Origin of the sequence: Acrocarpospora pleiomorpha (assembly GCF_009687885.1) — a bacterium.
Classification (GTDB): Bacteria; Actinomycetota; Actinomycetes; order Streptosporangiales; family Streptosporangiaceae; genus Acrocarpospora; species Acrocarpospora pleiomorpha.
Window position 1 is genome coordinate 10,520 of sequence record NZ_BLAF01000052.1, and the last position, 11,866, is coordinate 22,385.

At 65.3% G+C, this 11,866-nt stretch carries 8 protein-coding genes; all 8 read right to left on the bottom strand.

The features are described from left to right. Window positions 1-354 (bottom strand): hypothetical protein (locus Aple_RS53775; RefSeq protein ID WP_218038677.1); only part of this gene is annotated, 354 nt, incomplete at its 3' end. A 1,101-nt stretch (window positions 355-1,455) separates the two neighbouring features. Next, window positions 1,456-1,887 (bottom strand): Rv3654c family TadE-like protein, encoded by a 432-nt coding sequence (locus Aple_RS36265; protein ID WP_155349273.1) that lies wholly within the window; start codon window positions 1,885-1,887, stop codon window positions 1,456-1,458. Between the two features lie 346 nt (window positions 1,888-2,233). Continuing rightward, a complete protein-coding gene (locus Aple_RS55770; protein WP_281361643.1) occupies window positions 2,234-3,337 on the bottom strand; it encodes a TadE family type IV pilus minor pilin in 1,104 nt (367 codons plus the stop codon). A gap of 72 nt (window positions 3,338-3,409) precedes the next feature. Continuing rightward, window positions 3,410-4,591, bottom strand: coding sequence for a DUF4244 domain-containing protein (locus Aple_RS56080; RefSeq protein WP_308805536.1), 1,182 nt, complete (start codon window positions 4,589-4,591; stop codon window positions 3,410-3,412). Between the two features lie 948 nt (window positions 4,592-5,539). After that, window positions 5,540-6,394: a type II secretion system F family protein gene (locus tag Aple_RS36275; RefSeq protein WP_246264998.1), complete on the bottom strand. Its 855-nt coding sequence runs from the start codon at window positions 6,392-6,394 to the stop codon at window positions 5,540-5,542. Between the two features lie 488 nt (window positions 6,395-6,882). Then, window positions 6,883-7,509, bottom strand: coding sequence for a type II secretion system F family protein (locus Aple_RS36280; RefSeq protein ID WP_155349332.1), 627 nt, complete (start codon window positions 7,507-7,509; stop codon window positions 6,883-6,885). A gap of 370 nt (window positions 7,510-7,879) precedes the next feature. Then, on the bottom strand, window positions 7,880-9,232 hold the full coding sequence (locus Aple_RS36285; protein ID WP_155349333.1) for a TadA family conjugal transfer-associated ATPase: 1,353 nt from the start codon (window positions 9,230-9,232) through the stop codon (window positions 7,880-7,882). Between the two features lie 301 nt (window positions 9,233-9,533). Next, entirely contained in the window at window positions 9,534-10,583 is a 1,050-nt protein-coding gene (gene ssd, locus Aple_RS36290) for a septum site-determining protein Ssd (protein ID WP_155349275.1), read from the bottom strand. Window positions 10,584-11,866 lie beyond the last annotated feature (1,283 nt).

Consider the following 11,866-nt stretch of genomic DNA (forward strand, 5'->3'; position numbering starts at 1 on the left):
CCCCCCGACTCCATCCCCCCGAAACGCTTTAACCGAAAACCCCAACCTCTTCCCCACCGCAGCCGAAGGAACCGCAAACGCCGCCTGACAACGCTCCCCAGAACAAACATCCCCCACAGAAAACGCCCCGGCTTCCCCGCCCTGATCGTTAGCAACCGCATACGACTGCAGATCAGACTCCACCCCCTTATCCCAGCTCACCACCACCTTCTTCCCCTGCATCTCCGCCGCCACCCCCTCCGGCGAAGCAGGCGGCCTCCGCACCAAAAACGTATGCTCAGCCCCCTCCCCAATCCCCTTAATCGTCAGCCTGGCCGAATACACCCCGTTACTGGCAGACTCCTCCAACTCCACACTGAACTGAATAGAAGCCCGCCCAAGACAAAGCGAAGAAATCCGCTCAGTCTCACTCCCAAGCACTTCCCTCGACGGCCCAAGAACAGAAAGCGTCCCCTCACAAACATTCTCAATATGCGCAGCCGCACTAATCCCCGCACCTTTAACCACAGCCCCCGCCACAGGACTGTCAATCCCATTCCCCGCTGTCCGAACACTGGCTTCCACACGCCCCGCCAGCAATCCCAAAAGAAGACCCACCGCCCCCGCACCCCAAAGAAAACGACGCACCCCACGGAAACCAAACACAAGCACCAATCCCCGATAAACCCGCCGCTCCGCCACCACGACGCATCCCTTCGCCCAGAGCCCAACCCCGATCCCAGGAACGGACATATAAGCCCACAAATGCCTACACCCGTACACCCACAACCCGGGGCCTCCCACACGAGACCCCACAGACCACACCGAACCGAGGGCAACCGGCACCTTATTCAACAACCGTCACTCTTGGACCCGTTGTCCAAAAAATCACAATTCAACACACCCCCTCTCCACCCTCCTCCACGACATTCGCAAGGACAGCTCCGCAGGCTGCCCACAGGCGGCAACAGCCCAATCGATCCACCAGGACAGCGGAGCCGAATCCGCCGAACCATGCCCCTGGCAGGTGGCAACAGCAGCACAGTCGATCAGCTAGGAGAGCGGAGTCGTAACCCGTCGAATCAGGCTTTGACGGACGCAACGGCACAGTTGATCAGCAAGGCGGACACCACGGCCCACGGCGCAGCCCACGGCCATGCCGCGTGGGGAAGCCCGTGAATCGGAGCGGCAACCCCGATGAACCAGGCCCCCAACAGGCACCAACAGCACGGTGCCGGGGGCGCTGCCAAACTGACCCCCTGACGGCGTCCTAGAACCCAGGCACCCCCAGGGGGATCTGGCACAATTCCGTGAGGCCAACAAGCACAGGCGATCCAGTGAGTTCTGTGAGGCCTGTCGTCCGAGGTCATAGCAGCCCAGGTGAGCGATCCACGGCGTCGCTTGTCGGCGGCGCTGCCGAACCGGCTCTGGCACGCCGTTGACACACGGTTGGTCGGCCTGGACAGCCTTGCGGTGCTATGGACCCGATATGTCAGCCGGACCTGCCTTGGCGTCCATAGTGATCGTCCGAGTTCCGAGCGCAGGCAACGACACTTTCAGCGCGACGGAGACATCGACAGCACCATCGGAGACCGCACACGACGTAAGCGCCGCTCCGTTGACTTCGACAACCCGTCGAGCCCGCCCGCAAGCGCCCTCTGGATCCGCGAAGGCCAACTTCGCCGCCGCCAGCGCCCCAAGATCAGCCGCCAACTGCGCCTGATGCCAAGCCACTCGCCCAACCCCAACCTGAACACCCACCACCGCCACCACCCAAACCAGCGCCGTGGCAGCCACAACCCAAACCGTCCCTGCTCCCCGCTCCCGCAGCACCACTCTCACCCTGCCTCCCCGTATCCCCCTCTCTCGCTCTCCCCTCTCCTCGCCACGCCACTCTGCCGCCAACATCGTTCATCGCCTCTCCCCCAGAGCGGACACCGAGGCGCAAACAGCGCCAGAGGACTTCGAGCCAGCGGTTACCGAGTTCGCGCAGGGCTCTGTGGTGCTTGGCGCCGCCAACGATCTTGGCGTTTAGGACTCTCCAGCCCAGGCGCTGCTGGTCAGGCAGCAAAAGGCCCACTGATGGACCGCTTCGCCCAGGTGGTGGTTGCAGGCCCGGCCCCGGCGTCACCCATCGCCTCATCACCGAGTGCCCCACCTCACCCCGAGACCCCAGTGATCAGGTCGTCGGCGTCCTCGGCGCACGCCGGACCCACACAATGTGCCGGACTCACACAAGTAGCGAAACTCACCGTTACTGCGTCACACCAGGTTCCGTCGCAGAAGAAGCCGTGGCCGAAACCGTGAATGAAGGAACAAGCAGACCCGCGACAGGCCTGATCTTTGCAATGACCTCCACTCTCGCGAGCTCGCCATGAACCACAACTGTGGCTTGAGCCCCTTCTGGAGCCGACCGCAGCACAACCGCACGAACAGCGTCAGCACTCTCACCACGAGCCGCAGCCCGAGCCCCCGCCCGAGCCGCGTCCACACACTCCAACTGCGCGCAAACCACCGCCACCGCCCACAACGCCGCCCCAAGAACAACAACCAGCGCCGGCAACGCCACAGCAATCTCCGCAGTGACTGACCCAGCCTCAACCGACCCTGGCCTAAGCGGCCCACCCTCAACCGGTTCAACCCGCCCCAGGTCACGCGACTCGGTCTCAACCGACCCGCGTTCTACCCGCCCAGACCCACGTGACCCAACACCAACCAGCCCGCGCTCAATCCGCCTCGGACCACCCGGCCCACTCTCAACCCGCCCCCGCCCACGCGGCCGACCCTCGACCGGTTCAACCCACGCCCGCCTAAGCGACCCAGCCTCAACCGACCCGCATTCAACCCGCTCCAGCGACCCCGCCTCAACCGACTCGGCGTCAACTTGTCCAGAACCAACCAGCCCGGGGCCGACCAACCCAGAGCCGACCAACCCAGGTCCAATCGAGCTGACTTCTATAAGAGCAGGATCAATCTGCCCAGGGCCGACGAACCCGGGGCCGACGAACCCGGGGCCGACCGAGCCGGGTTCGGTCGGTCCGGATTCGACCAACCCAGGATCGACGAACCCAAGTTCAATCAGTCCGGGTTCCACCAATCCAGGACCGGCCGATCCAGGACCGAATGGCCCGGGTTCGACGAATCCAGCTCCAACCAATCCGGGATCAACCGGCCCTAGTCCAACCGGCCCTAGTCCAACGGGCCCTGGTCCAACGGGCCCGAGTTCGACTAATCCTTGGTCAACCGGCTCAGGATCGATCGGTGCCGGTCCGATCGGCTCGGGCTCAACCAATCGAGGTTCGTCTGAGTTCAGCTTCGCCCCGGTGACCGAGCCAACGCCCACAGCTCTACGAAGCATGAACACCACTCATTTGCATGGGTATGCGAACGGGCTCCTCTGCCCGGATGGCACGACGTATCCGTCCAACATTTATCCGGCCAGGTTGAGGGCCTTTTGGATTAGAGCGGCCAGCATTTCCTGCACCTCGCCTGAGGTCACCACCTTGAAGAGCAGGGCGGCGAAGCCGCAGGCGGCGATGGTTCCGACCGCATATTCCGCGGTGGACATGCCCGCCTCCCTTCGGGCTCCGGCAGCCAGCGTCCACTGGACACCTAGCCGGCGTGCCCGATCCACGACTGCGAGCGTTTGCTCCCTGCTCCATGAGCGATTTCGATCCCGCCGACGGGCCCTGACCTGATCTCCCGACACCCGACCAGCAGGAACGATCGGTCCTGCCGAGCGAACCAGCGCCAGTGGGACGACCTCGGCATCAAGCCTGGCTGGGCCGTCTCCGCCCACCAGATCGGCTTGGTCGATAGCGCCAACTGTATGAACGGGATGATTCAGGGCGCTCCGGCCTACAGGGCCGACCGCGTGAATGGGACGAGCCGTAGTGGTGTGGGCTACCGGGCTGAGTGGATGAAGCGGGTCAGCCGGAGCGGTCCGACCTACAACGTCGAGCGGCTTCACCAAGCGAAGCGGGCGGATTGGGCTGCTGACGGTGGCTTGATCTGCACGTTCGATGGGGTGAATCTCCGTGCTAGCGGGTGCCGCACTGACTGGCTTCGGCTGGTCGAGAGGAGCGGGGGAGGTAATCGAGCTCATGATTGCTGGTGCGGAGGTTCCCGTAGATACCGATCGTGGTGATACGGCGGAGACGAGCGGACCGACAGGCGCAGGACGGACAGGCGTGGGACCGACAGGCGTGGGACCGACAGTCATGGCTAGCGAGGGAGACGGGAGCGGCGGTGTTGGTCGTTCGGTGGCTTTCGCCAACCTGGGGGATTCGGTTGAGCCGACGATGATCAAGGACTCGGTCGAGATGGTCGGTTTCCGGCGGACGAACGTGGATGGGATGACGGGAGCAGCCCGGTTGACCGGGGCGGCCAAGTCGACAGCGACGGCCAGATCGACGGCGGTCTCCGGATTGGCGGCAGTGGCCGAATCGGCCGCAGTGGCTGGATTGATGAGGGCCGCCAACTTAGCGGGGGCGGCCAAGTTGGCGGGGTGGGGAGGGGTCGGGCAGAGGCGAAGGTGGCGGGGTGAGGTGGTGGGGTGGGAGTGCTGGAGTGGCTGGGCGCCCTGGGTGCGCTCGCTGGTCCACACGCGCATCTGGTCCTCCTACAAGCCCGGGACGGACCCTCCGCCCGAAGCCATACTCAGAGTGCCCTGCACCCACCCCTTCCCGCTTGACCCGAATCCCGTTCTGTGGATAACCGAAAGGCTGTGGATAACTAGCTCGTTAAATCAACCAGCCGATACGCCTACCCGTCGCCCTGTGGACATCCCGTTATCCACAGCTGTGGAAAAAGTCATCCACAAGGCCCTCTCGTCGAGTTCGCCAGTGCGCCGCTCCGACCGGCAGGGTCGTGCCCATGCCGACCTAGCTGCGGAAACCACCTGACTGACACATGTGACGGGAGCACACTGAGGAACGCAGGGCTCTCGGAGGAGCCTCATCGGAGACTGCCGCTTGGGGCGACGGGCTTTTGGTGCTACCGGGACCCGCCGTTGCCAGCGACCGATCTCAAGAGTTCAAGAGGGTCTGTTACGAGGCAGCCAGGCACCTCGGCAGCAAAGTCATAGAGATCACACCGCACAGGGACATCTCCCGCTACGGAATCACCAGCTACCACAAAGCGACGATCGCCAACGCTCGGCGTCGATTCGCGGTTCTTTGCTACGGACACCTGCCGCTGCTGGCGATCGCAGCCCCTCTTACTGAGAACAGCCTCGTGATCGACTTCATCGACGATCCGTCTGCCTCCGCAGCCTTCGGCTCACAATCAGCGTTCCGGCTATTAGCCCGAGACAACTGCAAACCCCGATCTCGCTGATCTATCTATTCTAAGCAGGGTCGAACTCGAGCAAGCCTCGACTTCCTGTCCGCTCAGCAAGGCTCCCACGTGACCGCTCTCACGCTATGCCGTCGCTGCAGGCGACTCTTCACCGACCAGTCGGGTCCTTCCGGCTCATGGCGATTTTCGGGTCTAAACGATCAGCTCCTACCAGGCTCGGTTAGAGCGCAAGGCCAGGGGGTGTGGGGTCAGGGAGCGAGCCTTATGGAGTGAGGACTTGGGCTGCTAGGCCGGCCACCACGGGGATGATGCCGAGGAAGACGAAGGCGGGGAGGAAGCACAGGCCGAGGGGGGCTACTGCTTGGACTCCGACTCTTCGGGCGGCTGCGGAAGACGCCGATCGAGTGGTGTAACGGGCGTCGTTGGCAAGGCGGGTGAGGACGTCGGCTACTGGGGCGCCGCTGTCGACCGCTCGGGACATGGTTCTGGCTAGGGAGGCCAGGGGGCGTTCTTCGGCCAAGGCTGACCAGGCGGTGGCTGGGTCCGCGCCGAGTCGCATTTGAGCGCTCACCCAGAACAGGCATTCGCCGAGCGGTCCGTTCACCGCCCTTGCGGCGGTTTCTGCGGCGGCGGTCAAGGGCTGGCCTGCGCGGAGGCAGGCAACCATGAGATCGGCCGCGAATGGGAGGTCCGTGATCATGCGCTCGCGGCGACGCCGGGAATTGGCTGGTTCTTTCCTGCGGACAAGAGCTATAGCGGCGGTCGCTGCCATTGCTGCGGCAATCAGTCCCGGCAGGCCACCCACGACCAGGTATGTCAGCACTGCGATAGGTCCCGCGACCAGGATGCCCTTTTGCAGTTGCCGTGCGGCGTGTTCGGCTTCGGCGCTCCTTGTGCCGCCGCTGGATGGCTGAAGAGGCCCGGCGCCCAAAGGATCAGCCTGTCCAGCACCCAACGGATGAGCCTGCGCGCTGCCCATCGGGTGGCCCGAGTGAGCGGTGACGCCTTCGGTGCGCGATCGTTTCTGCACTTCCAGCAGACGATCAAGCGAACCTTTGCGCGTCGGCCAGATCCAGACTGAAAGCGCAGCTAGCCCTGCGCCCATGAGGATGAGCATCAGATTCTCCATGGCTGATGAACTACCTACGTGTGAACTACTTAATTGCCGAAGTCAGCCGCCAACGACCTGCTGTCTCTGCCCACAGGACAAGGGGCTAACGATCCGCAGCCGAGGCCGAGACCAAAACCGACCCCCGCGTGGTTGTCGCGGTCGCCGAGTCGCTAGAACGGCATGAAGACCCGCTTGTGCGCCTCGGACGGGATGCCAGGGACCCCGGTCGATGCCCCAGGCCTCCGCCTGGTCGACGTGCCGGCTCGCGGTGATCAAGACCTTCACTGTCACGAGGACAGCGAGCAAACGACCTGTGGGCCACCCCGAATGATGGCGAGCCACCCATCTACGCCTCGAACAGGAAGCTCGACCAACCGGCAGCACCCCGAGAGGTGTCCTACAAACGACCGAGTTGCTTCCATCTCGGCAAAGAGCCTGCGACCTCGGCAAACAGAGCGATCGGCTAGCCACCTCTCAGCCTGGAGGGCCGTGAGCTAATGGCCTGCGGTCTCGGCCCGGAGGACGAGGCGGTTGGTCCACCAGAGGCCTGTGGCGTCAAGTGTTAGGCCGATGAGTAGGCATGCGAATCCGGCTGGGGTGCCGAATAGGAAGGGCAGGGGCTCCATGCCTAGGCCTGCGGCCATCAGAAGGCCGAGCGCGGGTAGGCCGGCAAGGAGTCGGGCGGTGGCGCGAGGTCCGGCCAGTTGTGCGGAGACGTCTTGGCGGTGTGCTTCCATTTCGCGAAGGAATGAGGCTACGCGCTCGACAAGGGAAGCCAGGCCGCCTCCTACGGTGGCGCTGACTTGCCAACAAGCCGCAAGGCGAACCAGGCCCTCGCCCCCGGCAGGTGGAGCGGCTCCGAGCAAGGCAGCCGCGATGTCGCCGCCATCGCGTGCGACCGCAGCGACGGGCTTCAGCGCCGCCGGGTCAGGGACCTCAATCGAGGAGATCGCCCGGGCCAAGGCATCGCCAGGTGTACGGCCAGCGGTTAGTTCGGCCACGATTCCTTGGCAGAGCTCAATCGAAGCGATCCGCCACTGCGCCGCCTCCTTTGCGGGCCGAGCCCGCCGAAACCAGGGACGCCGCAGCATCCACCATTCGGCGGGAACGCCCAGGAGCATCAGCAACCTGGCCGAAGCAACCGTTGGGCCGAACCACAACCATCCGGCCAGCCCTCCGAGCACTACAGCGATCGGACCCAATGTGAGACTCCACTAACTGTTCGATGAGGTGAGGGCGGTCATCAAGAACCCCCGACCCACGGCCACCTAGCTCACGCCACGCGAACACCCGAATCCGGGGTCGGCGGTCAGCTCTCATGGCCGCCCGCCTGGCGCGAAAACTCAGCGCCGTAGTGAGAGCAGCCGTGACGATCGATGTCGAGAACCACTACAGCCGAGAACCTTTACAGACGGAGGGAGTGCGGGAGGCGGAGGGGAATCCTTCGTGGGTTGGTTGGGGTGGTACGCGCTCTGAGGTCACGTGATTTGGTCATGGAATGCCTGGGCAGCGGGCTCTCAAGGTTGGCAGGGCTGGGCCTGGTGTTGGGGTTGGGAATGGCATTGGGGTTGGCGTTGGGCCTGATGTTGGGGCTGGTGTTAGGGCTGCTGTAGCAGGTGGCGCTGGGGTGGGGGTGAAGGTGAGGGCGGGGGTGACTGTGACGAAGCCGGTGGGGGTTCGGTGGAGGAGGGAGATTTCGGAGACTTGGCGAATGCCGGTTCTGGGGTCTCGGACTAGGTGGATTACGGCGTCCAGGGCTGCCGCGATCTGGCTGTGGACGGCTTCTCTGGAAAGGCCTGCGGCGCAGGCCAGTGCTTCCAGGCGGGGTGGGACATCGGCGGCGGTGTTCGCGTGGAGAGTGCCGCAGCCGCCTTCGTGGCCGGTGTTCAGTGCGGCCAGGAGATCTACAACCTCGGAACCGCGAACCTCGCCTACGACGAGCCGGTCTGGGCGCATCCGGAGGGCCTGACGGACGAGGTCCCGGAGTGTGACGCCGCCGACGCCCTCGAGGTTGGGCGGGCGAGCCTCAAGGCGGACCACGTGAGGGTGTTTGGGGCGGAGTTCGGCGGAGTCTTCCACTAGCAGGAGGCGTTCTCCGGGGGTAGCCAGAGAGAGCATGGCGGACAAGAGGGTGGTTTTGCCTGTTCCTGTGCCGCCAGTGATCAAGAAGGCTAGGCGGGCGGCCATGATCGCGCGTAGTGCGGTGGCTGCTGGGCCGGGGACCAGTTCCTCAAGCGTGAATGTGTGGCGTGGGGGGAGGCGAAGGGAAAGGCATGTGGCTTCGGCGGCGATGGGTGGGAGAACGGCGTGGAGGCGCACTCCTCCAGCTAGCCGGGCGTCGACGTAGGGGGAGGCGTCGTCCAAGCGGCGGCCTGCGGCGGCTGCGAGGCGCTGAGCCAGGCGTCTGACGTCATCGTCGGAGGGGAAGGTGACGCTTGTCCTGCGGAGACCGGTGCCGTCGTCGACCCAGACTTCGTTGGGGCCGTTGACAAGCACATCGGTCACCCCTGGGGCGGCAAGGAGGGCTTCCAAAGGCCCGGCACCGATGAGATCCGCTCGAAGCGTTCGGGCGATGGCCAGGACTTCCGCGTCCCCGAACATGGCGCGCTCGGCACGTAGCGCCGCCGCGACCCTCGCCGGCGTGGGTTCCGCACCCGTTCGAGCGAGACGAACCCGGACTGCTTCGACAAGCTCAGGCGCCGCTTTATGGGCACCGACAAGGCCACTCTCCGTTGTTGGCGCACCAGCCACTTCAGGCTGTGTTCTCGCAGCTGGAGGCGGAATTGAGTATCCGCGGCTACGTGGTCGATCGGAACCACCAAATCGCGATGCGTCCTCCGACATCATCGCCTTCGACGACGTGGACGCCCCAACCGGTGACGCAAACCCCTCGAACGCCGAGGAGTTCAAAGACGCAGCTCTCACTGCGGAGGCGCTCTCATCGGCAGGTGAGGCCAGCGCTCTGGGCACGCCCGCCCCCACCGGGACCGCCAGCCTGGCCACCACACCATCGGGAGCTGGCGACGTCAACCGGCCCGCCCGCGTCGAGGCCGCGGACACACCGGATTCCCGTCCTGCGAGCACAGTTGCCCCTGCCGGGACGCCCAACGCGATGACGGCACGCGTGGGTGGGTGGGGTGGGTGGCTAGGTGTGGTCATGGGTGGCTCCCAGGTGGTCGAGGAGGGTGGTGCAGAACCTGCCGAGGGGGGTTCGGCCTAGGGGCGGGGCGACGCCTCGGTCCAGGGCTTGGGTGAGGCCGCGTTGTTGGGGGCAGATGAGGCCGCCGGGGAGGCCCAGAGAAGCGGCGACCACGTCAGGGGCGAGGGTGGCGGGGCGGACGACGGCTTTGAGGTCGGCGGTGTGGGGGCGTAGGGCGGCGAGGGTTTGGGCGGCGGCGAGTACGCCCCTGACGTCTGCATGGACCAGGACGAGGGTTGCCGTCGCGCGGGCGAGCGCCTCGGCGATGGCTTCGTCCACGTGGCGGGGGAGGTCGACGATGACCAGGTCGCAGCCGCGGCGGGCGGCGTCCAGGACGGCTCGCATGGCCTCGCGGGGGATGCGCATCGGTTCACCGCGATGCCAGGAGAGAACGGTGAGCTCGCCGAACGTGGGGAGCGCGCGCTGGAGGGCGCCGTAGCTGACGCGGCCTTCGCGGCCGACGATGTCCGGCCAGCGGGCGCCGATCGCGTCTTCCTCACCCAGGACCACGTCGATGCCGCCGCCGAGGGGATCGGCGTCCACCAGCAAGGTACGCAGCCCGGCGCGCGAGGCGGACAGAGCCAAGGACGCGGCCAGCACGGTGGCGCCTGCGCCACCTCGGCCACCGGTCACGCACACCACGGTCCCGGCCCGAGTGGATGGCTCGGCGGCTTCCGCGAATTCCGCGACGAGAAGGCGTTCCTCCGCCGGCAGTTGCAGCACCGTCTGCGCACCCACCGCGACGCATCTTCGCCAGGTCGCGGGATCCTCCGGCGTGCGGGTCACCAGCAAGACGTTCTGCCTGGGCGGCGGGCCGGTGGCTGCCAGATCGTCGGCGAGATCCGTGCCGATCACGATCAGCGGAGCCGTACGCCACTGGGGTCTTGCCCGCGAGGCGACATGCGCCACATCAAGCTCGACCCCTGCCGCGGCGGCCACGCGCAGCAGGTCGTCAAGCAGATCCTGGTCATCTGTAATGGCCAACGGCCGATACATCGAGGTCTCCATCCGTTGAGAGAGACCACTTTGCGAGAACCACGCCCCCGCCCGGGGCCCCGAACCCCGAACTGTGGATAACCCATCCCCCTGTGGAAAACCTCAGGCCGACTGCTCGAACCGGTGGCTGGACGTTCGGCGCCGCACGGCCTTCTCTGTCCGCCGCAGGCAATCCCGCGCTGATTGCCTCCAGGCATCAGGTAACAATTCGGCATCGGGATCACTTGAGGATCCGACCGAGTGTGGCGAGGTCGCGTCAAGAAAGATGGCGACCCCCGCCGGGGGGGAGAGCGGGGGTCGCCGACCGGTCCGGCTCCGGGGGGGTAGAGCCGGTCCCGTTTCAGAAGAAAGCTTTCATCAGTTGGCCAGGGCATGGCAAGGGACTTGCATAGGTGCCCTGTACGCAGTCACTCCCACATTGGGAGATACCACCGTATGCTGCCCGATCTACGCGAGTTTCGTCGAGGAGCAATCTGCAATTTGCGCCAGATTTTTTCGCGGGACCAAGCTCGGTCGTCAGAAGTTCACCGCCGCCAACCAATCACAGTCCGTGATCATTGCTCACTATACCGATCTATTGCCTGATTGTGTGACAAACCCGTCAGATGTGTCAGCAGCTTGGGCCCCCAGCTCGGTAAAGGTCTTGCTCCAAGGGGTTCCCAAGTGCAGGAATCCGACGTAGAAAGGTGACACGGACTAGGTGTCCGGGTACGGCTGCCGGGTACCCACGCGCGACCAGCCGCGGGAGGCGTGTCGACACGGGCTTGCCCCGCTAGACAGATAAAGGTGCACGCTTGGTAACCCGGTACGACGTACTGGCGACGGCGTCCCATTCCAGGGACGCCGTCAGCTTTTGTCCGAATCCCTCCCCCGCGACCGCAACCTCGCAAGAGCTCGCAACCGGAGCCCTCGGGTTAGGCGAACCACGCGCACGTTGACCAGCGGGCACGCACGTCAACTCCCTCGTCGCCGGGCACGATGATGACCGCATCTCGGGCACATCAGCTCATCTGAGGGCGCGAGCGCCGAGCGCGCCGCCGGAGCGGGCACACGCGATCGCCGAACGCATCATCGATTTCCACGTCGTAGCGGTCGAAGTACGCGCGATCCACGACTCGTTCGGCATTGGGCGACACCCAGCCAACGCGACTCACCGCGACAAGGCCTCACAAATCGCCGTCGTCTCCCGAGCCCCAAGCACGATCGCCTCCGCGCAGTGCGCAACCCACCCCACGACCCCATCCCGCGTTCCCCCCAAATACCCCCGAAGCCCCTCCACATAC

Excerpts from the sequence above, each read along its gene's own strand:
- Aple_RS36265 (WP_155349273.1), bottom strand. The coding sequence starts at position 1,887 with ATGTTGGCGGCAGAGTGGCGTGGCGAGGAGAGGGGAGAGCGAGAGAGG.
- Aple_RS55770 (WP_281361643.1), bottom strand. The coding sequence starts at position 3,337 with ATGCTTCGTAGAGCTGTGGGCGTTGGCTCGGTCACCGGGGCGAAGCTG.
- Aple_RS56080 (WP_308805536.1), bottom strand. The coding sequence starts at position 4,591 with ATGCGCGTGTGGACCAGCGAGCGCACCCAGGGCGCCCAGCCACTCCAG.
- Aple_RS36275 (WP_246264998.1), bottom strand. The coding sequence starts at position 6,394 with ATGCTCATCCTCATGGGCGCAGGGCTAGCTGCGCTTTCAGTCTGGATC.
- Aple_RS36280 (WP_155349332.1), bottom strand. The coding sequence starts at position 7,509 with ATGCTCCTGGGCGTTCCCGCCGAATGGTGGATGCTGCGGCGTCCCTGG.
- Aple_RS36285 (WP_155349333.1), bottom strand. The coding sequence starts at position 9,232 with ATGTCGGAGGACGCATCGCGATTTGGTGGTTCCGATCGACCACGTAGC.
- ssd (WP_155349275.1), bottom strand. The coding sequence starts at position 10,583 with ATGTATCGGCCGTTGGCCATTACAGATGACCAGGATCTGCTTGACGAC.